We start from the raw sequence: 21,871 nt of genomic DNA on the forward strand, positions 1-21,871 counted from the left end.
AAGCACCAAACGGCGTCAAACGGCATTAACCAGCATTAACCAGCATCGAAAGGATCCTCACATGGAATCAGGCAGGACTGGGGTGGGAACGGCATATGCCATCTTGCTGCTTGGAGGTGTCCTCGCTCTGGTTGGCAAGATGCTCGCTGACAGTCAGGAAGCTTCCGCCTCGAGCGGGCTGGCGTACCTGGTTGGCTCGGGGGTTGCGATCTTTGGCACTCTCGTCCTCGTCTGGTGGTGCCTCAGCTTCTGCTTTGCATTCATCGCCAAAGTGCTTACCCGCGTCGGCCGTCCAAATGCTGCACAACGAATAGGTGCGTTCGCTCCAGCGTTCATGCATCGGGCGGCCGGTCTTGCATTGGGTGTGAGCCTGATTGCGGCTCCGTCCGCCCACGCCGGGGCACCCGTGCCCTCGCTATCCTCCGCCGCCGATCAGGTACACGCAGCAGGGGAAGGCCCTGCGCTCAGCCCACAGTGGGCACCGGTGGAAGCGCCGGCCGTACTCGACCCTTCCTGGCGGCCGACGGCGCCGCCACCTGCCGGAAACCTCTTGATCAAAGAGCCGCGGGAAGGCCGGTCCTCACATGTTGCGGTAGGGGGCGAGGTGGTGGTGCAGCCCGGCGACTCCCTTTGGACCATCACGGCGCGATATCTCGGTCCCGCCGCGTCGGACGCACAAGTAGCCGAGACCTGGCCGCAATGGTACGCCGCGAACAAGGATGTGATCGGCGAGAACGCCCAACTGCTTCAGCCCGGACAAGCTCTTCATCCCCCCACGGGATCATCAGCGGACTCGAAATGAAACGAGAAAACTACGTGAGCACCCTCTCCCACCTGCCCGCAGCATCCGAGATATCGCCTTTGGCTGAAGCCAGCGGAGCGCCCAGGCCGTTTCTGCTTCGCACTGAGGTTCCCCTCCACCGGAACGACGACGCCGCTGTGCTTCCGCTCCTCCGCCCACCGGCCCCGTTACCCAGTCCTGAACCTGAGATTCCCGAAGAACTGGAGGCCGTGGCCCGTAGGGTTGCCAGGGGCGCACTTGAAGTTCTCGGTGGAACGAGGCCGCTGCAGCAGATGGCCAGGTTGCTCGACGGCCGCAGCTATGAGCGCCTCCAGCTTCGATCCAACCTGGTGCGCAGCGTGGAACAGTCCCGAGGCCAGGGCGTAGGCGGGGATCCACGAAGCAATTCACTGCGCCTTCACCGCAACGTCCTGATTCGGACGGTCCGTATCTGCCCCATCACTCGAAGCATCTTCGAGGCCTCGGTAGTGGCTGCCGAGCAAAAGCGCGCCAGAGCAATAGCAATGAGGATTGAACGTTGGCGTGGTCAGTGGCGCGTTACCGAGCTTCAGATCGGCTAGTGCCATTGTCCCGCTAGTGCGCGCTCCCTGCTTACTCGTTCCCGACCAGTGCACTCCCGGCTAACGCCTACCCGGCCGGCTAACGCCTATCCGGCCGGCGCTTGGCGGCAGCGCGCTGCTCGGCCCGACTGCCCTTCGAACCATCACCGTCCGACTCGCTGCGCCGACGCTCGACCCGCGTCTCTACCCCGCCCTGTGCGTTGGGCGCAGTGAACGCCAAGCTGGCCGGACGCTCAGGTGCCTCCAGTCCTGCAGCTTTGATGGTTGGAGTATCCACAAGCCCCCGACCGTCAGCCACGCCGGGAAGGCCAGCCTTCTGCGCCGGCGCCACTTCAACCTCCAGGTTGAAGATGTAGCCGATGCTCTCCTCTCGGATTGCCTCCATCATCGCCTGGAACAACACAAATCCTTCGCGCTGATACTCCACAAGCGGATCACGCTGTGCCATGGCACGCAGGCCGATGCCCTCCTTGAGGTAATCCATCTCGTAAAGATGTTCCTGCCACTTCCTGCCGATCACCGAAAGGACCACCCGGCGCTCCAGCTCCCGCATGGATTTCTCCCCGAGCGCTTCCTCGCGCTGTTTGTAGGCAACCTTCGCATCAGAAAGAATCTCGGCGTGGAGGAAATCCCGAGTGATTTTCGACTTGCCGCCGGCTTCCTCGACGACCTCATCGATTGTAAGGCTGATGGGGTAAAGCGTCTTCAGGTTGGTCCAGAGCAGCTCGTAGTCCCAGTCGTCTCCGTGGCCTTGGGCGGTTGCTTCGTCCACCATGGCCGTAACGACGTCTTCAAGGAAATGCTCCACCTTTTCGTGCAGGTCGTCACCCTCAAGAATGCGTCGACGATCGCTGTAGATCGCCTCGCGTTGCCGGTTGAGGACGTCGTCGTACTTCAGTACGTTCTTCCGCTGCTCCGCATTGCGGCCCTCCACTTGCCCCTGCGCGCTTTCAATCGCCTTGGAAACCATCTTGGATTCCAGGGCGACATCATCGGGCATGGAAGAGCTGTTCATGATCCGCTCTGCGGCGCCCGAATTGAACAACCGCATCAGGTCGTCGGTGAGAGACAGGTAGAAGCGGGAGGCTCCCGGGTCACCCTGGCGTCCGGAGCGGCCCCTCAACTGGTTGTCGATGCGACGGGACTCATGTCGCTCGGTTCCCAGCACATAAAGTCCACCGAGGTCCCGGACTTCCTCCTGCTCCGTTTCCACTGCTTCCTTTGCGGCGGCCAGGGCATTCGGCCATTCGGCCTCATACTCCTCAGGATTGTCGGCTGGGTGGAGGCCCTTGCTCTCCATGGCGGTCACGGCGTCGAACTCCGCATTTCCGCCAAGCATGATGTCAGTACCGCGGCCGGCCATATTGGTTGCCACAGTCACCGCACGCTTGCGCCCTGCCTGCGCGACAATCGCTGCCTCCCGCGCATGGTTCTTCGCGTTCAGAACCTCGTGGCGGATGCCTGCCTTGGCAAGCTGCTTGGAGAGGTACTCGCTCTTTTCGACCGACGTAGTACCGACCAGAACCGGCTGGCCCTTCTCATGCCGCTCCACAATGTCCTTGACGACTGCATCGAACTTGGCGACTTCATTCTTGTAGATGAGGTCGGAGCGGTCCTCACGAATCATCGGCCGGTTGGTGGGGATGGGAACGACTCCCAGCTTGTAGGTGCCCATGAACTCCGCGGCTTCTGTTTCAGCGGTTCCGGTCATGCCCGAGAGCTTCTCGTAGAGGCGGAAATAGTTCTGCAGGGTAACCGTTGCAAGCGTCTGGTTTTCGGCCTTGATCTCGACGCCTTCCTTGGCCTCGATCGCCTGGTGCATCCCCTCGTTGTAGCGCCGACCGGCGAGGATACGGCCAGTGTGCTCATCGACGATCATGACCTCGCCGTTGAGGACGACATAGTCCTTGTCCCGCTTGAAGAGTTCCTTCGCCTTGATCGCGTTGTTCAGGAAGCCGATCAGCGGTGTGTTCGCAGATTCGTAGAGATTGTGGATACCGAGGTAATCCTCGACCTTCTCGATGCCGCTTTCGAGAACACCGACGGTGCGCTTCTTCTCGTCGACTTCGTAATCGGTTTCAGCGGTGAGGCGAGTGACGACTTTCGAGAACTCGGTGTACCAGCGGTTCACGTCGCCGGATGCCTGCCCGGAGATGATGAGGGGAGTACGGGCCTCATCAATGAGAATGGAGTCGACCTCATCGACGATAGCGAAGTTGTGTCCGCGTTGAACCAACTCGGCGGCGCTCCACGCCATGTTGTCGCGCAGGTAGTCGAACCCGAACTCGTTGTTTGTTCCATAGGTGATATCCGACGCGTACTGAGCGCGGCGAGTGGCGGGATCCTGCTTGGACAGGATGCAGCCGCAGCTCAGGCCGAGGAAACGGAAAACGCGGCCCATGAGGTCAGACTGGTACTCAGCCAGGTAGTCGTTGGTCGTGACGACGTGAACGCCTTTGCCTGTGAGGGCGTTCAGGTAGGCCGGCGCAGTGGCGACGAGGGTCTTGCCTTCACCGGTTTTCATCTCGGCGATGTTTCCCAGATGAAGCGCGGCACCGCCCATCAGCTGAACGTCGAAGTGACGGAGCCCCAGCGTACGGCTGGCCGCTTCCCTCACCGCTGCGAAGGCTTCCGGAAGGAGTGCCTCGAGCGTCTCACCGTCCTCGTAGCGCTTCTTCAGCTTGTCGGTTTCCCCACGCAGTTCCTCATCGCTGAGGGCGCGGAACTCATCTTCGAGTATGTTGATCGCGTCGGCGTAGTTGCGGAGTTGCTTCAGTGTCTTCTTATCGCCGGTACGAAGGACTCGTTCAAGAAGTGATGGCACTGGTTTTTGCTCCCAATCTAGGTACGCCGTTTCCTGGCGGATTCAGTCTACGTGAGAGACGTGCCGTCCCCCGATTTAGTTCCCAGCCGTATTCCTCCGCCAGCTGCGCGGCTACCGGAGCTGACAGGTTGCCACGCGGTTCGACGATCACATGATCCAAACCCAGCCAGCCCGCCATCAGCACCAGCTCCGCGGCGAGTTCGGCGGCCGTGTCGGTCGGCACTGACGCCTCACCGTGAGCGGCCCGCACCATGAGCCTCCCCTGCGCCCGGTCTGCCTTCAGATCCACCCGCGCCACCATGCCGTCGCGGAGAAGGAAGGGCAGCACGTAGTAGCCGTATTTGCGCTTTTGGGCTGGCGTGTAGATCTCAATGCGGTAGTGGAAGCCGAACAGCGACTCCAACCGGCGCCGTTCGAAGACGACGGAGTCAAACGGACTAAGCAGGGCCCTGCCCGTGGCGTTCCGTGGGAGCACCGAACCCGCGTATCGATAGGCGGGCTGCCGCCATGAGTCGACTGTTACCGGAACGAGCGTACCTCGCTGAACCAGAACATGAATGGCAGCAGCGGCCGCCTTGATAGGGATACGAAAATAGTCCGCAATGCAGCGTGTAGTACCGACTCCGACTGCCTGCGCCGCCCGTTCGGCCAGCTGAAGGTAGGCTTCCTCTACCGGAATATCCAGACGGGCAAGCGACGAATCAGGCAGGACTTTCTCCGTGAGGGTATATCGCCGCTCGAACTGGGCAGTCCTTCCTGCCGACGAAACCAGGCCTTGCTGGAAGAGGTCTTCGAGCACCCTTTTCGCCGAGCTCCAGTTCCAGCCCCACTGATCAAATCTCTTCTGTTCGATATGGCCGATGTGGTTTTGAACCTGCGCCGCGGTCAGGGGCCGGCTGGCGCCCAGCAGTTCGAGGATGCGGTCACTGAGCGGCAGCCGGACGTCGTCGGGCAGTGACGATGCGCTCGCCCACCTCCGGCTTTGGGTAGCAACGAGATAGGGAAAGAGCTCCGGCAGGACGAGGCTTGCCTCGTGTGCCCAATACTCCACGAGGCGCCGGGGCGCCCGGGATGAAAAACGGTCGAGCAGCACGCGGTCGTACGGGCCGAGCCGGGCGAACAAAGGCAGGTAATGGCTGCGCGAGAGCACATTGACGGAGTCGATCTGCAGGAGCTGCAGGCGGACGAGAGTACGGCCCACCTCCCGGGTTCCCGGGGTCTTGGTGGGCCGCTCCCGCGCCAATCCCTGCGCCTCCAATGCGATCCGTCGTGCCTGGAGGAGAGTCAGGGAAGAGGTCATTTCCTGATCATAGATTCCCGTTCAGTGCGCTATGCGGTCGCTGACTCGCGCGCACGGTACGCAACGAGCTCTTCATGCGGATCTTCCGGCGCATCGGCACACTTCGAATCGAGGGTGATGACGCCGTAGGTCCAGCCCTGCCGACGGTAGACGACCGACGGCGCCCCGGTCTGTGAATCCACGAAGAGATAGAAATCGTGGCCCACGAGCTCCATGTTGTCGACGGCGTCATCAAGACTCATTGGGATGCCTGAGAAGACCTTCCGACGGATCAGCACGGGTGAGTCCCCTGCGGGTATGTCCCCATCGATCTCATACCCGTTTTGATCAGCGGTGTCGATGCTGCCGGTGTGGTTGGAAGAAGCCGCGTAGATCGGTTCTTCTGTACTCGCGGGCGCCAGGGTGGCAGTTGCTTCCCGAACTGCAACCGGCGTGTGCCGGCCGTGGTGCACCTTCCGCCGGTCCCGTGCCCTTCGGAGCCTCTCCAGCAGCTTGCTGTAGGCAAGATCGAAAGCGGCGAACTTGTCTGCCGCTGATGCTTCCGCCCGGATGATCGGACCTTTCTGCATCACCGTAAGTTCGACGGTAAGTGCACTATCTGCCTGACGGGCGTTGGGCTCCTTCGTTACTTTTGCGTCCAGCCTCTGGACCTTGTCCCCCAGTTGTTCGATTTTGTCGATCTTCTCTTCCGCGTATTCCCGGAATCGGTCAGAAACTGCAAGGTTCCGTCCGTTGATCATGAATTCCATAGTGCCCTCCAAAATCGCTCAGGTGACACAACAGCGGCCGAGGATCCGCTCCTTCCAGCCGCTGTCGATGGGTAACTGTCTTCGTTGTGATACCCATACTTCACGGTAGTTCACCCGTTGTTTGAATTCACCCCTACCCGCCGGTTTTTTTCCATGGGTTGGCTGGGAGGTGGCTCCCGGATGCCTGGGACGACCGCCGTCGTCGTCTCTCCTACCCCATTCGGGGCGGGCGTTGCGGCAATAACGACGGCGCCAACCACCACCGCGCCGGCAGCGCGCAGGACGCGCGCAGTTTCGGAGATAGTTGCCCCTGTTGTCAGAACATCATCGACGATGAGGCACGGCCGGTTGAAGCCCGTGTCGAGTATTGCCGGCGACGCTTCCATGCTGCCGGAGACGTTCCGCCGCCTGCCCTGGCTGCCGAGGCCTTTCTGGGACAGTCCGCCCGAAACCAGCGTCAATAACGACGACGGCCGGTATCCAAGGCGCACGGCGGTGGCGATAGTTGTGCCTGCCGGCAACTCCCGCCGTTTCGCCAAACCGCCGAGTAGAAGCGCCAAGGGATCGTAACCGCGGCGCCGGACCGATGCTCCCCGCGTAGGGACAGGAACCAGCACCAGCTCCGCGGATTCTCCGCAGAGCGTCGATCTGGCTTCATGCAACGCTCCGGCAAGGGCTGCCTGCAGCCACCGCCCTATATCCGTATGACCGTGGTTCTTGAACGCAAGCAGGGCCGCAGACACGGCTTTCGCATAATGGCCTGCCGCGACGACGGGAAGCGGCGAGAACACGTCGTACCCCGCACCGGCTGCAGTCCGCGCACCTTCGGCTTCCGGCAGTCCTTCCGCGCCGTGTTCAGCGCGGAAGGGCCGGACTGTGGCGCGCCGCAGGACAGCCGCGCAATCGACGCAGAGGGAACTGTCCGCACGCTCACAGACCACACACTCCGTCGGGAAAACCAGTGACCAGAATTCCTGCAGAGCTCCGCCGACCCGGTCCCACAACGGATGCAACCGGGCACGGTCGAGACCTCGCTCAAGATTCTCCAGCCACACGACTCCACGGTGCCACGTCGACCCGGCACTTAGCTGCAGCGAAGCCGAATTGTGGATAACCAGGGAAACGCTGCTAGCCGGCGAAAGCCGGGTCGCGTGCGACCACTCCCTGGTCTGTCCAGCTGTTGCCCACAACACCGAAAATACTGTTGCCCTTCTGGGCGAAGACGTTCGTGCGGCCTGTTCCGGCGCTCAGATGCTCCAGGCCCTCAAGCGGCGAGAACTCGTCTGGTTCGGCTGCAAACGGGAGAAGCGTGGCAATCACCGATTCGTCGCTCGACGTGTCAGCAACCACAACAGAGGTCTCCGTTACCCACTTCGCTGTATTGATGGCACCGGGCGGGTTGAGGGAGATCGGGTCGCTCAGGGTCTGGGGAACCCCGTCCTCGCTTCGACTGACACCGGACAACAGCAGCTGGCTCTGCCCCGACTGCTGAGCCACGATGAGCGCGCGGGCACCATCGCGGGAGATACGGATCTCGCTGATCGTCCGGTTTCCCAGCCACGAAGTCAGCACCTCGATAGCATTGTCGGCGCTTCCGCCGGGCGGTATGGCGCGCACATACGAGCGCCCTTCTGCAGTCCCTGCCGTCCAGATCCAGTTCGACGGGTCATAGCTTGGAGGTGTCAGGCTTGATCCGACAGTGATGGTCCGGACGGTTTGCCCTTCGCCGGTAGCCATGAGTTCGGTTCGGTCAGCATTAAGGAACGCATAGTTCTTCCCGTCGTAGGACATCGCCGGATCCACCGGGTCGAATTCCGCAACGGAGGGCACATCGTTCACCGGCGTCAACTGACCGCCTTCGAAGAAGGCCAGCTCTTCCTCGCTGATCACGATCTGCCTGCTCAGAACGGCCGGGTCCAGGTCAGGGAGCACCAGGTTGGGGTCGCGTTCAAACGGGATCGGCTGCCCTGCACGCAACTCCACGGAATTCACCGTGTCGAGCCCGGTGAGCGTGACCCTTAGCTGCTGTTCCATCTGCTGTCGGCGAAGGTTGTCAGTGCCCGTCAGGATGTCCTGGGTGAAATCAATAGTGGCCGTGCCGGATTCAATGGGCACCGATTCGACGGCGAGGGCTGCGTTTTCCGGAAAAGCGCTGGTGACTGCGCCCTGCAGGTAGGGTGCCGGACCGTTGATGAGCGCTGTGACGATGTTAGTCGCGATTCCCTGGCGGTTGACGAACCAGCGAACGTCGGGAACCCAGTACTGGTAGCTGCTGCTGTAGAAGTAGAGTTCGTGCGACTGCAGCAAATTTGCGGCATCCGCCATGGAGATCATGATGCCGCTCGGGATATCCGCGACACGCCACTCACCCTGCACCTGCTCCATCTGCACGGTCATGGATTCGGTGGTGCCTGGACCGACGTTACGTCGGATACCGGCCGCATCGATGTATCCCGCTACCTCGACCTGAAGCTGCAGCTGGCCCTCGGTGGGAGTGGAGCTGATCTTGAAATCGGACCGGTAGATGGTGACCTCTTCCTCCGGTTCCCACGTCTGTGCGAGAGACGGAGTGAGATAGGACCGGGCCACGCTGTAGTTGTCGGAAACGCCGATTCCGGCCACGAGGAATCCATCGAGAACCTCACCGGCGCTTGCGCCATCACGCGGCGGCGACGGGTTATTGACGAAGCGTGGGCCGGTTTCGGCCTCCGCCGTCGCCTCGATCGTGCCCACCGGTCCCGCCTTGGGAATCGACGAGCACGCACTGAGCATTGCAAGCAGAAGAATCAGGAGAACGGACCGTGCCCAGCCCAACCGCGCGGTCACCGTTCGCTCCCGGTCGCACCATGCAGCAGTGTCGGCACCGCGTCCAGAGTGGAATTACTTACCCCTGGTTTGGCAGGAAGAGCAGCCTGCCGGGGCGGGAGCGGGAGCGGTGAAACCTTAAGCACAGAGTCCCGGCGCTTCGGCAGGGTCAGGCGGAAGCAGGAACCCTCACCCGGTGATCCCCAGGCCTGGAGCCACGCTCCGTGGAGTCGGGCATCCTCGGTCGCGATCGACAACCCGAGACCGCTGCCGCCCGTAGTGCGTGCACGTGCCGGGTCTGCACGCCAGAACCGGTCAAACACCCTGGCAGCATCCAGCGGAGTCATTCCGATGCCGTGGTCGCGGACAGCAACCGCAACCGCATCCTGATTGGACGCGATGAAAATGTTGATCGGCTTTCCTTCGCCGTGTTCCAGCGCGTTGACTATGAGGTTGCGCAGGATGCGGTCGATCCGGCGGGGATCGACGTCCACCACGCATTTGTTTTCGTTCGAGATCACCGTGATCTCGGAGTTGTGGCTCTCGGCCAGCGGGCGTGCTCCGTCGATGACGTGGTGGACAAGCTGGAAGATATCCGTGGGCTCGGCGTCCAGAACAGCCACTCCCGCATCGAAGCGTGAAACCTCCAGGAGGTCGGCGAGAAGAGACTGGAAACGTTCCACCTGGTTGTACAGGATCTCCGCGGACCGCCGGTTGACCGGGTCGAACTCCTCCCGCGCATCATGCAGGACCTCGGCCGCCATGCGGACGGTGGTCAACGGGGTTCTCAGTTCATGAGAGACGTCTGAGACGAACCGCTGCTGCATCTGCGACAGCTGGGCGAGCTGGGTGATCTGGTCCTGCAGGCTGGCTGCCATGTGATTGAAGGATGCACCAAGCCGCGCGACTTCGTCTTCCCCCTGTGTCTCCATGCGTTCCTGCAGTTGCCCTGCCGCCAACTTCTCCGACACGAGCGCAGCGTGGCTGACCGGTCCCACGACGCTCCTGGTGACGAGCCAGACGATGGCACCGATGGTCACGAGCAGGAGGGTGCCGCCGATCCAGGTGACCCCATGAATGTAGTCAAGAGTGGCCTGCATGGATGAGAGGTCATAGATCAGGTAGAGCGAATATTCGGTTTGCTCTGGAGGCAGGGTGACTTTGGTGCCGAAAGCGATGCCGGGCACGTCGAACTCCGTGCCGGAGGCGGAAGTGGCAAGGGTGATAGGCGACCAGTACTGGTCTTCGCCGTTCTGGACGGCTTCGGCCAGCCCCTCCGGAATCGCCGAAGACTCAATGAAATTGGAACTTGCGAACGGCGAAACGAAAATTGGGCCTTCCTGGCCGGGAACGCTTGTGAGCGAGTACTGCCGGGGAGCGTCGGCGCCGCCGCCCTCAAGGCTGGGCAGGGTGTCGCGCACCAGCTGCGCGGTGGACTCCCGGTCGGTCACCGATGTTTGGGCGAAAATCTCTCTGACCTCGCTGAGGCCAGCGCTTGCCTCTGCCTTGAACTGCTCAAGCCTCTCCTGGTAGAGCCCGTTCGCGATCTGGCTGGAGAGGAACGCGCCGACAGCTACGAGCGCGACGGCGGTAAGTATCAGTGTGGAGGTGACAGTACGGAATAGCAGTGACTGACGCCAGCGCCGCGCAGTCTGCGCCATGATGGACTGAACCCACCGCCACCCCCGCGCGGCGCCCGTGGACGCCGAACTCAGGGACTGGCCTACACGCCCTTCCAAAATTACGCTTGTCCTGCCTTATATCCGACGCCGCGAACTGTCAGTACGATTTCGGGGGCTTCAGGATCCCGTTCGATCTTGGAGCGCAGCCGCTGTACGTGGACGTTAACGAGCCGGGTGTCCGCTGCGTGCCGGTATCCCCAGACCTGTTCCAGCAGCAGCTCGCGGGTGAATACCTGCCAGGGCTTCCGCGCCAGGGCCACGAGCAGATCAAACTCGAGCGGCGTCAGGGAGATCGGTTCTCCGGCCCGCGTGACCGAATGCCCGGCAACGTCGATGCTGACCTCGCCTATGCGCAGAGTTTCCGGCGCTTTCTGGTCGCCGGGCCGCAGGCGGGCGCGCACCCGGGCAACCAACTCTGCCGGCTTGAACGGTTTCGGCACATAGTCATCCGCACCCGACTCCAGCCCGCGGACGACGTCGGACGTGTCTGACTTGGCGGTGAGCATAACAATGGGGAGATCCGACTCATTGCGGATCTGCCGGCATACCTCGATGCCGTCAATGCCCGGAAGCATGAGGTCCAGGAGAACAAGGTCCGGCTTGGTGCTTCTGAAGACATCAACCGCCTGCGCACCATCGGCGCAAAACACCGGATCGAAACCGTCGTTGCGCAGAACGATGCCGATCATCTCCGCCAGTGCTTCGTCGTCGTCTATGACCAGAATGCGTGCCTTCATCATCCAATAATCTCCCATTGCCCCATCAATGTCGCATCGGCGCGCGTCCAGCGTGTGCGGCCGATATGCCTTTGTCATCCTAGAGGACGATTTGCGCGCGATCTTGCAGCAAACGCGCTCGAGAGCAGGTGCAATGAAGAACAATGAAATTCGGCCGCCTCCGTGCGGGCGGTCACGGGCAGAAACGCAGTGCCGGTTGGACCTCAGAGCCGGTTCAACGTCAGCGCCCGTAAACGTCAGTGCCGGTACAACGTCAGTGCCGGTAACTATAGTTCTAGGTGTAGGTGCCGGAAAAGTACCGCACAGCGAGCAGCGCATCAGGTGTAAGGGGATTATCATGAGCGGGAACTTCCCGGAAGGGGAACCGGAGGACCGGCCTTGGCAGTCTCCTTCCGGGCCGCAGCAGTGGGGGCAGAACCAGCAACCGGCATGGGGCCAGAACCAGGCCAGGTTCCCTGAGCAGGCAGCGGGAGACATCAATCCGGGCTGGCCTGTCCCTCCCCCCGGCCAATTCCATGGCTACCAGGCCCCGCCGAAGCCGGGCATCATTCCGTTACGTCCGCTCGGCCTGGGGGAAATACTGGACGGCGCCTTCCAGGCCTGCCGGCGCAATCCCCTTTCGACTTTTGGAACGGCCATCCTGTTCCAGGTGATCGTTGCGGTCCTTACTGTTCTGCTGACCATTGGGCTGACCGGATCACTCGCAACATTTGACCCGTTCACTGCATCCTCTGCCGAGGTCACCGGGCTGGTGGCCTCGGCGCTCTCCGTCGGCTCAGTGCTCATCCTGCTGACCTCGGTGGGTGTCCTCATCCTGCAAGGAGTACTGATCATCCCGATTGCCCGGGCGGTTCTCGATGAACGCACCGGGTTCGGGCAGCTGTGGAAGCTTGCCGGGCGCAGGATTCTTCCGCTGGTAGGACTCGGTGCAATCCTTCTCCTGCTCTGGACAGTTTCCGCCGTCGTGCTCGTGCTGATTCTGGTCGGTCTTTCGCTCGCGCTTGAGGACGCCGCCGTCGCAATTGTTGTGATCGGTGTTCTGGCGGCGGTGGCTGTTGCCATCTGGCTCAATATCAAATGGATCATGGCGCCGGCCGCCCTGATGCTTGAGGGCGTCGGCCCCATAGGCGCTCTGCGCCGGTCCTGGACCCTCACCACAGGCAACTGGTGGCGGACGTTCGGGATCCTGGTGCTCACCTCCATTATTGTTTCGATCATCACCCAGGTTGTCGCGGCGCCCGTGTCTTTCCTTGCCTTCGGTTTGGGATCCTTCACATCTGCGCCCGCTTCTACCGAGGCGGCGCTCCTTGAGTCCCTCCCCGTGCTGCTGATCGTCCAGGCCGTTACCGCAGTTTTCACCGCAATCGGCTTCGCTTTCCAGGCCGGCGTCACCGCGCTCCTCTACGTCGACCTTCGTATTCGGCGCGAGGGCTTCGATATTGTCCTGCTGAGGGAGAACGAGGCACGTACCAAGGGGACCTACTCCCCCATCCCCGGACAGTCGACGGGCGGCGAGTACGGACACCCGGGGCCACAGGGGCCGTCAACCGGGCCGGGAGCCTGAGCCAGGTGTACGCCGGACCAGTGGTGTCGCTGCTGCCTGTCGCCGTGCCTGTTCAACCGGACGACGACGAAGCGCGCCAACTGCTTCAGGAGGAACTGGCGAAAGGCGTCTACCAGGAGGCCGAACCGTCGCTCCTTGAGCGGGCCTGGGCGGCTTTCCTCACCTGGCTTGGTGAAGTCCTGGGGCAAATTCGAAGTGTCGACGCCGGGCTGGGAACCGTCCTGTTGGCGGTGGGTGCCGTCGTCGTTATCGCTGCAGTAGTCCTCCTCATCAAACCTCGGCTCAACGCGCGGAAGCGTGCGGAGCCGCAAGTCTTCCAGGCCAAGACCCGGCTAACCGCGCAAGCTCATCGCGAATCCGCGGATGCTGCTGCCCGCACGGGGAGCTGGGACGACGCACTCACAGAGCGCTTCCGGGCAATAACCCGAGCCGCGGAAGAGCGCGTAATCCTCGACGAGCAGGCCGGGCGTACTGCCGGAGAGGTGGCCCGCCAACTCCAGGACCTGTTCACCGATCAAGCGGAAACCGTCGAATGGCTGGCCTTGCGCTTCAATGAAGTGCACTACGGTGCCAGACCGGCCACCCCGAACGACTATCAGCGGGCCGTTGGGCTCGACCAGGAACTGCAGCGAACCCAGCCCCGCCGACAGGCCGGAAACCAGCACTGGGCGGCCCCCGTATGAGCGGCGCTACGGAAGCCATGCAGTCCAGCCGACGCCGCGCCGCACCTGATGAAATTGCCGGCGGGGAAGTAGTCGGCGATGGAGGGAACGCGCGTTCCACACTTCGCGGCAAGCTGAAGCGGTTGCGGGGCTGGATAGTCCTCGGTGTCCTCCTCGTGCTCGCCGTCATCATCGGTGCAGTGGCAGCAGGGGCCGGAGGCCAGACTCCGCTCTCCCCCGACAATGCTGCGCCGGACGGGGCCCGGGCAGCCGCGGAGGTGTTAGGCCGCAGCGGCGTCGAGGTCATCCGTGCGGAATCCCTCGAAGCTGCCGTCGACGCCCTGCAGGGCCCAGATGACACGCTGCTCCTTCACGATTCCAACGGCTGGTTGACGTCGGAGCAATTAGCTACCTTGGGCGGCACGCTGGCCGACCGGACAGTCCTGGTCGAACCGAGCCTCACCATTCTCAGCGAACTGGCTGACGGCATACGTTCCGCCGGAGTTTTCCCGGCTGACCTCGGGGGTCCCCTTCAGGCAGCCTGCGCTGATGCGGATGCGAGAGCTGCAGCCGCCGTGAGCCCGGGCGGACTGTCCTACCGGGGCCCAGTCACGTGTTTCCCGCTTCCGCAGGGCGGCGATGGCAATCCCGCAGGAAGCTTCGCAACGACGGCCGACGGTACGGTTGCCGTCCTGGGCAACGCTGCTATCGCGAGCAACGACCTCATTGATGAGCACGGTAACGCCGCACTCACGCTGCGCGTGCTCGGCACCACGCCGACGCTCGTCTGGTACCAGCCTACCCAGGACGATCTGGCAGTTACGTCGGGGGCTGCGGATCCGCTGAGCCTGCTTCCCGACTTTGTTGATCCGCTGATGTTCTGGCTGCTGTTGACGGCGCTGTTAGCCATTCTGTGGCGGTCCCGCCGTCTGGGCCCTCTGGTAACCGAGCCGCTTCCCGTCGTCGTCCGCTCAGCTGAAACCGCCTCCGGAAGGGCACGCCTGTACCAGGATGCAGGTGCAATTGAGCACGCGGCGGAAACGCTCCGCGCCGGTACGCTGACACGGCTGGCGGCAGCACTGCGTATCCCGCCCTCCAGCCCGCGGGCATCCGTCATGGCGGCTGCAGCAAGAAAAACCCACAGGGAGTACGCCGACCTGGACCGGCTGCTCAACTCTTTCATCCCTCACTCCGACGCCCAACTGGTGCAATGGAGCCAGGAACTGGACAAACTCGAACAGGAGATTCTTCGTTCATGAATCAGCAATACCCGCACCAGCCGGCACCACCTGCGTACCAACCGGGACAGGGCACTGCTTCACACCGGACAGACGGTTCGGATGAGGGCACGACGACGACCGATCCGTCGCGCCGTGCCCTCGCGGCAGTGCGTCACGAGGTTGCCAAGGCTGTCGTCGGTCAAGACGCTGCGGTGACCGGGCTTCTCATCGCGCTCCTTGCCAAAGGCCACGTGCTTCTGGAAGGTGTGCCCGGCGTTGCAAAGACGCTTCTGGTGCGCAGCGTTTCCGCCGCTCTCAGCCTTGATACGAAGCGGGTCCAGTTCACACCGGACCTTATGCCCGGCGACGTGACCGGCTCACTTATCTTCGAATCCCGGACAGCTGAGTTCACTTTTCGGGAGGGCCCTGTCTTCACCAACATCCTCCTCGCCGACGAGATCAACCGCACGCCGCCCAAAACGCAGGCGGCACTATTGGAAGCAATGGAGGAGCGGCAGGTGTCGGTGGACGGAGTGACCCGGCCGCTGCCGGAGCCGTTCATCGTCGCAGCTACCCAGAACCCGGTGGAATACGAGGGAACCTATCCCCTTCCCGAGGCTCAACTGGATCGCTTCCTGCTGAAGCTCACCCTCCCACTGCCGGAGCGGGACGACGAGATCGAAGTCATCCGTCGGCACAGTGCAGGATTCGATCCCCGGGATCTAAATGCCGCGGGAGTGCGGGCCGTTGCAGGTGAACGTGATCTGGCAGCAGCCAGACACGCCGTGCAGCAGGTAGGAGTTGCTCCGGAGGTGCTCAGCTACATTGTCGACGTGGTGCGTGCAACGCGTTCCGCGCCGTCGTTCCAGCTTGGTGTCTCGCCCCGCGGTGCCACCGCGCTGTTGAACACCTCCCGTGCCTGGGCCTGGCTCTCCGGCCGTGATTTCGTCACCCCTGACGATGTGAAGGCGTTGGCGATGCCTGCCCTGCGGCACCGGGTGGCGCTGCGGCCGGAAGCGCAGATGGACGGCGTCAGCGTGGACAGCGTCCTGGGCAACATCCTCAGCACCGTTCCCGTGCCGAGGTAGTCGTGGGCTTCGCAGCATGACCATTACTGCCCGCCTCGTCTTCCTGGCGCTTCTCGGTGTCGTTCCTGTGATCCTTTACCCGGGGGCAGTCTCCATCGCCCTCTGGGTTGCTCTCCTGGTGCTTGGCTGCGCCGTGGATCTCACTCTCGCAGCTTCTCCGCGCGCAATCGGCGTTCAGCGGAGGCTCGCCGGGACCGTTCGCCTGACCGAGCAGACAACGAGCACGCTCACGGTTCGTAACCATTCCAAGCGAGTGTTCCGCGGCTGGATACGCGAGGGGTGGCAGCCGTCGGCCGGAGCACAAAATCCGGTGCACCGACTAAGCGTTCCGCAGGGTGAGGGCCGGAATCTCCGGGTGAATCTGGTCCCGCGCCGTCGCGGCGACCTATCGGTACACCATGTGACAATTCGCAGTGCAGGTCCTTTGGGGCTGGCTGCCCGCCAGGTCACTATCCCGGCACCCGGCACCCTGCGCGTGTTGCCGCCGTTTCATTCCAAGCGGCTTCTACCCTCGAAGCTGAGACGGCTGCGTGAACTCGATGGGCGCGCGGCAGTGCAGATCCGCGGAGCCGGCACCGAATTCGACTCGTTACGCGATTACGTCCGGGGGGACGACGTCCGCTCTATCGACTGGCGTGCCTCTGCGCGGCGCCGGGACACCGTCGTTCGGACGTGGCGGCCGGAGCGGGACCGCAGGGTGGTCATTGTGCTCGATACCTCGCGCACTTCGGCAGCCCGGATCGAGGATGAGCCCCGCCTGGACACCGGGATAGAGGCGTCCCTCCTGCTCGCAGTGCTGGCCCAGCGGGGCGGTGACCGCGTGGACTTCCTCGCGTTCGATCGGCGCCCGCGGGCAAGAGTCCAGTCGGCGGCCAAGGGTAATCTGCTCCAATCCCTGGTGACCGCTATGGCGCCGCTTGAATCCGAGCTGATTGAAGCCGATTTCTCGCAGATCCCGGCGCAAGTGCGCTCAATCTCCGCTCACCGTAGCCTCGTGGTACTCCTGACCGCGCTCGACTCGGGTGCTGTGGAGGAAGGCCTCCTTCCCATGCTCCCGTCGTTGATCTCACAGCATGTTGTGGTGGTGGCGTCGGTCCGCGACCCGTTCCTCGACGAACTGCGTTTGGAGCGAAGCACTGCTGCTGACACCTATCGGGCGGCGGCTGCCGAACGCGCCCTCCTGGACCGCGCGGCCATCAAGGAGCGGCTCCGCCAGCTCGGTGCGGAGGTAGTGGACGAGCCACCGCACGAGCTCCCGTCCAAACTTGCCGATCTCTACATCCGACTCAAGGCAGCTGGCCGGTTGTGACTACCTTGGAATGGCTCGTACAAAGGAGATGGCCATGACATCCTCGATCTATCAGCGGGCGCTTGGAACGGAATTCGGCCGGTTGCAACCGGAGCTTCAGGAGTACTTCAGCCTCCACGAAAACTCACAGGTGTATGGAACCGGACGCGGCACGTTCGACGTTGCCGGGAGCCCTGCGCGGCTCCTCAAACCGTTCTTCTCAGTTGCGGCAAAGGAGAACTCTTTCTTCCCCGAGTACGAGAACCACGTGGACTTCACCGTCCGGAACTGGGCGCACCTCGACCCGTTCGGCAGGCCCTCCCTCACAGCACGCCGCGATATCTCGTTCAGCGCCGTGGCGCGGGTATTCGAAGACACTACTTCGTGGACCGGCGACCGGTTGATCGACTACCTCGGGGTCCATCGCCGCATGGCCACAGCTCTGACCTGCGAGGTGACGGCCGGCGGTCACATGCGGATGGTTTCTTCCGCTACCCGCCTGTTCGCCGGGCTCAGGCTGCCGCTGCCCGACGTCATCGGCGCCCAGGCGTACATGGAGCAGTGGTGGGATGAGGACGAACATCGGTTCCGCATCAAGACCAATGTGCTGCACAGACAGCTCGGGCCGGTACTGGTGTACGCGGGATGGTTCAGCTATGAGCTCACCGAGTACGACGGCGGCCTGCCGGATGCCGTGGCACCGGTCCGCTGGGAACCACGCACTTAGGGAACCACGCACGTTAGGCGGAATTACCCTCAGGCGTCCGCGATTGCCTGATTGAGCGCATCCGCGCTTTGGTGCAAATGGGCCAGCATTTCGCGGGCACGGTCGGGCCCGCGCTCCGCCAGGCTGCCTGCGGGAACCAGCCGGACCGAGCCTAGCGAACCGACCGTCAGGCCGAGACCACGCCACGGACGAAGAATCACATCAGCAGTTTGCTGTGCCCGCGGGGGCCTGCCGTTCGGAACCGGCACACCTGCCCACAGTGTCCGGCCGTCTTCAATCAGTTCAGCGAGCGCCTCCCATTCGCGGTGTGAGACCGCACCTACCGGAACAGCGACGCCTACGCCGGGTACGCGCCGCGTCAGCGAAACCTGCTCTGCGGTGCTGAAGGCGAGCACGACGCCGGCCGCACCGGCTTTGCCGGCACCTTCCGCAAGCAGCGTCCATGCTTCAGCTGCTTCATGTTCCGGCACTGCGCGCAGCGTCCGGTAGCCGCTGGCGGTCGGTATGGTGCCCGCAAATATTCTGGAGATCTCGGGCTCATCGACCTGCAGCGTGAGTTTGGCACCGGGGCTGGCGGTAGCCGCACGTTGCAACAGCGAGCCGATGCCCTCGATGAGTGCATCACGAAGGTCACGACGCGCGCCGTGATCGAGCAGGGCCCGCTCGCCGCTGTGAAGGTGAAGATTAGCTGCGAGCGACAGCGGACCCCGGCAATGCACCTTGAGCTCAGCAGCCGGAGCATCTTCGGCCCCTACCGCTTCGGCGAGGACATCGAAGTCCGTGGACAAGGCTGACACAGCCCGCCGGAGGTCCCTGCCCGGATGGTCCACGAGCCGCCAGCCATGCGGCTGCAGATCGACGGGAAGTTCAGCCAGAAGCCCCGCCGTTCGGCCGATTTCGTCGCTGCCGGCACCGCGATCGGGCAGCGAGGGGAGGAACGGCAGGTTCGGGTGGCCGAGCTCGCCGCGGATGATCCGGGTTGCTTCCACAGGATCCTGGCCCGGCCAGTCGCCCAGGGCAGTGACCGTGACAGCGGCGGAGTCAGGCGGCGCAGCGGCGTCAGACATCGCGGAGCGAGTGGTTCTGCGAGATGTCCTGGTGGTGACGGATAACCTCGGAGATGATGAAGTTCAGGAACTTCTCCGCGAACGCCGGATCGAGGTGCGCTTCTTCAGCCAGTGCCCGTAGCCGGGCAATCTGCGCCGATTCTCGCGCCGGGTCCGCCGGCGGAAGTTTGTGCTCGGCTTTGAGATGGCCGACGCGCTGTGTTGCTTTGAAGCGCTCCGCCAGCAGGTACACGAGCGTGGCGTCAATGTTGTCGATGCTGCCCCGAACTGAGAGCAGTTCTTCCATTACGGCGGGATCGACTTCGCCGGCGAGTGAACTCGCCTCGGGGTCGAAACGCCGGGTCTTCTCAGTCATGGTTCCAGTTAAGCAGACGGTGCGGACCCACCTCGCATTGTGTCTGTGATCCGCCGCTTGTCAGCGTGCCACCGCGAGGTCGGGGCGCTCCAGCGAACGGGCTGAATCCAGTGTTGCCTGCCCCAGCACCCGGGTGCCCTGATAAATCACGACCGTCTGTCCGGGCGCTACACCACGCATCGGCTCGACGAGCCTAACCACGAGACTCTGGCGGCCGTCGTCGTCGTACTCAACCTGCGCGCGCGCGTCGACCGGATCACCGTGGGCACGCACCTGCGCCATGCAATCAAACTCCTCGCCGGTTTCGACGGCGGGAATGGGCAGCCCCGCCCATGACACCTTGATGCCGCGGAGCTGGTCGACGGCTAGCATGCGCTCTGGGCCCACCACAACCGTATTTTCCTTGGGACGGATCTCGAGGACGAACCGGGGCTTGCCGTCGGGAGCCGGGCGTCCGAGTTTCAGTCCCTTTCGCTGTCCGACCGTGAACGCGTTGGCTCCGGGATGCGTGCCGATCGTTTCGCCGTCGACATCCACGATGTCGCCCTCCGTCAGCTCGATGCGCTCCTCAAGCCAGCCGCGTGTGTCGCCGTCCGGGATGAAACAGATGTCGTGGCTGTCCGGCTTGTTGGCAACCGACAAACCGCGCCGTTCCGCCTCTGCACGGACTTCCGCCTTGGACGGTGTCTCGGCGAGCGGAAACATGGAGTGCTTCAGCTGCTCGTGGGTGAGGACCCCCAGCACGTAGGACTGGTCCTTGGCCCAATCGGCTGCACGGTGCAGTTCCCGACTGCCGTCAGCATTCTCGATAACCTTCGCGTAATGTCCCGTGCAGACAGCGTCGAACCCAAGAGCGAGAGCCTTCTCCAGCAGCGCCGCAAACTTGATGCGCTCGTTGCACCGCATGCACGGGTTGGGGGTGCGTCCGGCCGCATACTCGGCGATGAAGTCGTCCACCACGTCTTCCTTGAACCGCTCCGAAAAATCCCAGACGTAATAGGGGATACCGAGAATGTCGCAGGCGCGCCAGGCATCCCGGCTGTCCTCGATTGTGCAGCACCCGCGGCTGCCGGTTCGCAGGGTCCCGGGCATGCGTGAGAGCGCGAGGTGGACGCCGACGACGTCGTGCCCCGCCTCGACTGCGCGGGCGGCCGCCACGGCCGAATCTACTCCGCCGCTCATCGCTGCGAGTACCTTCATTGTTTCGGGTTCTCCCTCAGTTGAAACCTGTTCCTGCTGTTCGGATGGATGACGCGTGGCCCGACATGCCTGCCTTGCGCGCACGCTCGTATGCTTCGGGCACTGCGGCCACCAAGGCGTCAACGTCCTGGGTTGTCGATGTATGCCCGAGGCTGAAACGCTGGGCACCGCGCGCTTCGGTTTCGCTCAGTCCCATAGCCAGCAGGACGTGCGACGGCCGCGGAACGCCGGCGGTGCACGCCGAGCCTGTGGAGGACTCCACCCCCGCCACGTCCAGCAGGAAGAGCAGCGAATCGCCCTCGCAGCCCGGAAAGGTGAAGTGGGCGTTACCCGGCAGCCGTTCGGTGCGCGGCCCCCTCAAAACAGCTTCCGGAATTTCGCGTTCGACGCCGGCAATCAGGCGGTCCCGCAATGAGGCGATACGGACGGACTCCTCGGGAAGGTTGGTGACCACGTCGTCGGCGGCCGCCGCAAATGCAGCTATACCGGCGGTATCAAGCGTCCCCGAGCGGATGTCGCGCTCCTGCCCACCGCCGTGCTGAACCGGAGTGAGTTTCACCGCGCGCCCTACGAGCAACGCACCGACTCCCACCGGGCCGCCGATCTTGTGTCCGCTGACGGCCATGGTGGCGAGTCCGGATTCGGCGAAGGACACCGGAACGGAGCCGAAGGCCTGCACCGCATCTGAGTGCACAGGGATGCCGTGAGCGGCCGCTGCAGCAGTGATGCTGGACATCGGCTGCAGGGCACCCACCTCATTGTTGGCCCACATGACGGTAATCAGCGCAATCTCGTCGGCGCTGTCATCGAGTTCCTGCTCAAGCGCGTCCAGGCGGACGATGCCTTCGGCGGTCACCGAGAGCCAGGTCACCTGGGCACCCTCGTGCCGCTCCAGCCATTCGACGGTGTCCTGGACGGCCGGGTGCTCGATCGCGCTGCAAAGGATTCGCATCCGTCGTGGATCGGCTGCCCTGCGAGCCCAGTACAGGCCCTTCACGGCGAGATTGTCAGCTTCGGTTCCACCGGAGGTGAAGATAACTTCCGAAGGATGCGCACCGGCCGCCCGTGCAAGGGTTTCGCGGGCGTCCTCGACTACTCTGCGGGCACGGCGACCTGAGCCGTGCAGCGACGAAGGGTTGCCGCTACGGCTGAGCTCTGTGGTGAGTGCGGCGAGCGCGGGCGCCGAGAGGGGCGTGGTCGCCGCGTGGTCGAGGTACACGGGCACCCGACGATTCTATCGT

General features: G+C 63.3%; 19 protein-coding genes. 8 read left to right on the forward strand and 11 right to left on the reverse strand.

Translation table 11 applies throughout. The features are described from left to right. Nucleotides 1-61 precede the first annotated feature (61 nt). Both Q0877_RS04135 and Q0877_RS04140 read left to right on the forward strand, forming a co-directional pair. Nucleotides 62-802: a LysM peptidoglycan-binding domain-containing protein gene (locus tag Q0877_RS04135; RefSeq protein WP_299165975.1), complete on the forward strand. Its 741-nt coding sequence runs from the start codon at nucleotides 62-64 to the stop codon at nucleotides 800-802. Between the two features lie 14 nt (nucleotides 803-816). Beyond that, on the forward strand, nucleotides 817-1,362 hold the full coding sequence (locus Q0877_RS04140; protein ID WP_299165977.1) for an Rv3235 family protein: 546 nt from the start codon (nucleotides 817-819) through the stop codon (nucleotides 1,360-1,362). Between the two features lie 79 nt (nucleotides 1,363-1,441). On the opposite strand, the gene secA is transcribed toward Q0877_RS04140, so the two are convergent. The 7 genes from secA to mtrA form a co-directional block, all read right to left on the reverse strand. Next, nucleotides 1,442-4,186 carry a preprotein translocase subunit SecA gene (gene secA, locus Q0877_RS04145; protein WP_299165979.1) on the reverse strand — a complete coding sequence of 915 codons (2,745 nt, stop codon included), beginning with the start codon at nucleotides 4,184-4,186 and terminating at the stop codon, nucleotides 1,442-1,444. Continuing rightward, nucleotides 4,170-5,486, reverse strand: coding sequence for a winged helix-turn-helix domain-containing protein (locus Q0877_RS04150; protein ID WP_299165981.1), 1,317 nt, complete (start codon nucleotides 5,484-5,486; stop codon nucleotides 4,170-4,172). Before Q0877_RS04150 ends, secA begins: the two co-directional genes overlap by 17 nt. A 29-nt stretch (nucleotides 5,487-5,515) precedes the next feature. Beyond that, nucleotides 5,516-6,235, reverse strand: a complete 720-nt coding sequence (gene raiA / locus Q0877_RS04155) for a ribosome hibernation-promoting factor, HPF/YfiA family (RefSeq protein WP_299165983.1) — start codon at nucleotides 6,233-6,235, stop codon at nucleotides 5,516-5,518. 110 nt (nucleotides 6,236-6,345) lie between these two features. Then, nucleotides 6,346-7,290 (reverse strand): ComF family protein, encoded by a 945-nt coding sequence (locus Q0877_RS04160; RefSeq protein WP_299165986.1) that lies wholly within the window; start codon nucleotides 7,288-7,290, stop codon nucleotides 6,346-6,348. A gap of 73 nt (nucleotides 7,291-7,363) precedes the next feature. Beyond that, a complete protein-coding gene (locus Q0877_RS04165) occupies nucleotides 7,364-9,061 on the reverse strand; it encodes an LpqB family beta-propeller domain-containing protein (RefSeq protein WP_299165988.1) in 1,698 nt (565 codons plus the stop codon). Continuing rightward, on the reverse strand, nucleotides 9,058-10,701 hold the full coding sequence (mtrB, locus tag Q0877_RS04170; protein WP_367182125.1) for an MtrAB system histidine kinase MtrB: 1,644 nt from the start codon (nucleotides 10,699-10,701) through the stop codon (nucleotides 9,058-9,060). The genes Q0877_RS04165 and mtrB overlap by 4 nt, the downstream gene beginning before the upstream one ends. An 80-nt stretch (nucleotides 10,702-10,781) precedes the next feature. Continuing rightward, nucleotides 10,782-11,459, reverse strand: a complete 678-nt coding sequence (gene mtrA, locus Q0877_RS04175) for an MtrAB system response regulator MtrA (protein ID WP_056549723.1) — start codon at nucleotides 11,457-11,459, stop codon at nucleotides 10,782-10,784. A 337-nt stretch (nucleotides 11,460-11,796) separates the two neighbouring features. Here mtrA and Q0877_RS04180 point away from each other — a divergent pair, with 337 nt between their 5' ends. Genes Q0877_RS04180 through Q0877_RS04205 form a run of 6 tightly spaced genes read left to right on the forward strand, consistent with a single transcriptional unit; the run spans nucleotide 11,797 to nucleotide 18,008 of the window. Then, entirely contained in the window at nucleotides 11,797-13,023 is a 1,227-nt protein-coding gene (locus Q0877_RS04180; protein WP_299165990.1) for a glycerophosphoryl diester phosphodiesterase membrane domain-containing protein, read from the forward strand. A 5-nt stretch (nucleotides 13,024-13,028) separates the two neighbouring features. After that, nucleotides 13,029-13,706, forward strand: coding sequence for a DUF4129 domain-containing protein (locus Q0877_RS04185; RefSeq protein ID WP_299165992.1), 678 nt, complete (start codon nucleotides 13,029-13,031; stop codon nucleotides 13,704-13,706). Further along, a complete protein-coding gene (locus Q0877_RS04190) occupies nucleotides 13,703-14,944 on the forward strand; it encodes a DUF4350 domain-containing protein (RefSeq protein ID WP_299165994.1) in 1,242 nt (413 codons plus the stop codon). The genes Q0877_RS04185 and Q0877_RS04190 overlap by 4 nt, the downstream gene beginning before the upstream one ends. Next, nucleotides 14,941-15,993 carry a MoxR family ATPase gene (locus Q0877_RS04195; RefSeq protein ID WP_299165996.1) on the forward strand — a complete coding sequence of 351 codons (1,053 nt, stop codon included), beginning with the start codon at nucleotides 14,941-14,943 and terminating at the stop codon, nucleotides 15,991-15,993. Before Q0877_RS04190 ends, Q0877_RS04195 begins: the two co-directional genes overlap by 4 nt. 16 nt (nucleotides 15,994-16,009) lie before the next feature. After that, complete coding sequence (locus Q0877_RS04200) at nucleotides 16,010-17,302, forward strand: DUF58 domain-containing protein (protein ID WP_299165998.1); 1,293 nt, start codon at nucleotides 16,010-16,012, stop codon at nucleotides 17,300-17,302. Between the two features lie 34 nt (nucleotides 17,303-17,336). Next, nucleotides 17,337-18,008, forward strand: coding sequence for a DUF4166 domain-containing protein (locus tag Q0877_RS04205; RefSeq protein WP_299166000.1), 672 nt, complete (start codon nucleotides 17,337-17,339; stop codon nucleotides 18,006-18,008). Nucleotides 18,009-18,037: 29 nt separating this feature from the next. On the opposite strand, the gene Q0877_RS04210 is transcribed toward Q0877_RS04205, so the two are convergent. Genes Q0877_RS04210 through Q0877_RS04225 form a run of 4 tightly spaced genes read right to left on the reverse strand, consistent with a single transcriptional unit; the run spans nucleotide 18,038 to nucleotide 21,855 of the window. After that, a complete protein-coding gene (locus tag Q0877_RS04210) occupies nucleotides 18,038-19,075 on the reverse strand; it encodes a hypothetical protein (RefSeq protein ID WP_299166003.1) in 1,038 nt (345 codons plus the stop codon). Next, a complete protein-coding gene (locus tag Q0877_RS04215; protein WP_299166007.1) occupies nucleotides 19,068-19,430 on the reverse strand; it encodes a chorismate mutase in 363 nt (120 codons plus the stop codon). The genes Q0877_RS04210 and Q0877_RS04215 overlap by 8 nt, the downstream gene beginning before the upstream one ends. A gap of 60 nt (nucleotides 19,431-19,490) precedes the next feature. Then, nucleotides 19,491-20,630, reverse strand: a complete 1,140-nt coding sequence (gene mnmA, locus Q0877_RS04220) for a tRNA 2-thiouridine(34) synthase MnmA (RefSeq protein ID WP_299166009.1) — start codon at nucleotides 20,628-20,630, stop codon at nucleotides 19,491-19,493. 16 nt (nucleotides 20,631-20,646) lie between these two features. Beyond that, nucleotides 20,647-21,855 (reverse strand): cysteine desulfurase family protein, encoded by a 1,209-nt coding sequence (locus Q0877_RS04225; RefSeq protein ID WP_299166011.1) that lies wholly within the window; start codon nucleotides 21,853-21,855, stop codon nucleotides 20,647-20,649. Nucleotides 21,856-21,871 lie beyond the last annotated feature (16 nt).

The sequence above is a fragment of the uncultured Arthrobacter sp. genome (genome assembly GCF_947495145.1).
Taxonomy (GTDB): Bacteria; Actinomycetota; Actinomycetes; order Actinomycetales; family Micrococcaceae; genus Arthrobacter_D.

Coding starts and splice junctions, on each gene's coding strand:
- raiA (WP_299165983.1), bottom strand. CDS start 6,235: ATGGAATTCATGATCAACGGACGGAACCTTGCAGTTTCTGACCGATTC.
- mnmA (WP_299166009.1), bottom strand. CDS start 20,630: ATGAAGGTACTCGCAGCGATGAGCGGCGGAGTAGATTCGGCCGTGGCG.
- Q0877_RS04150 (WP_299165981.1), bottom strand. CDS start 5,486: ATGACCTCTTCCCTGACTCTCCTCCAGGCACGACGGATCGCATTGGAG.
- mtrA (WP_056549723.1), bottom strand. CDS start 11,459: ATGAAGGCACGCATTCTGGTCATAGACGACGACGAAGCACTGGCGGAG.
- mtrB (WP_367182125.1), bottom strand. CDS start 10,701: ATGGCGCAGACTGCGCGGCGCTGGCGTCAGTCACTGCTATTCCGTACT.
- Q0877_RS04135 (WP_299165975.1), top strand. CDS start 62: ATGGAATCAGGCAGGACTGGGGTGGGAACGGCATATGCCATCTTGCTG.
- Q0877_RS04195 (WP_299165996.1), top strand. CDS start 14,941: ATGAATCAGCAATACCCGCACCAGCCGGCACCACCTGCGTACCAACCG.
- Q0877_RS04210 (WP_299166003.1), bottom strand. CDS start 19,075: ATGTCTGACGCCGCTGCGCCGCCTGACTCCGCCGCTGTCACGGTCACT.
- Q0877_RS04180 (WP_299165990.1), top strand. CDS start 11,797: ATGAGCGGGAACTTCCCGGAAGGGGAACCGGAGGACCGGCCTTGGCAG.
- Q0877_RS04190 (WP_299165994.1), top strand. CDS start 13,703: ATGAGCGGCGCTACGGAAGCCATGCAGTCCAGCCGACGCCGCGCCGCA.
- Q0877_RS04215 (WP_299166007.1), bottom strand. CDS start 19,430: ATGACTGAGAAGACCCGGCGTTTCGACCCCGAGGCGAGTTCACTCGCC.
- Q0877_RS04205 (WP_299166000.1), top strand. CDS start 17,337: ATGACATCCTCGATCTATCAGCGGGCGCTTGGAACGGAATTCGGCCGG.
- Q0877_RS04200 (WP_299165998.1), top strand. CDS start 16,010: ATGACCATTACTGCCCGCCTCGTCTTCCTGGCGCTTCTCGGTGTCGTT.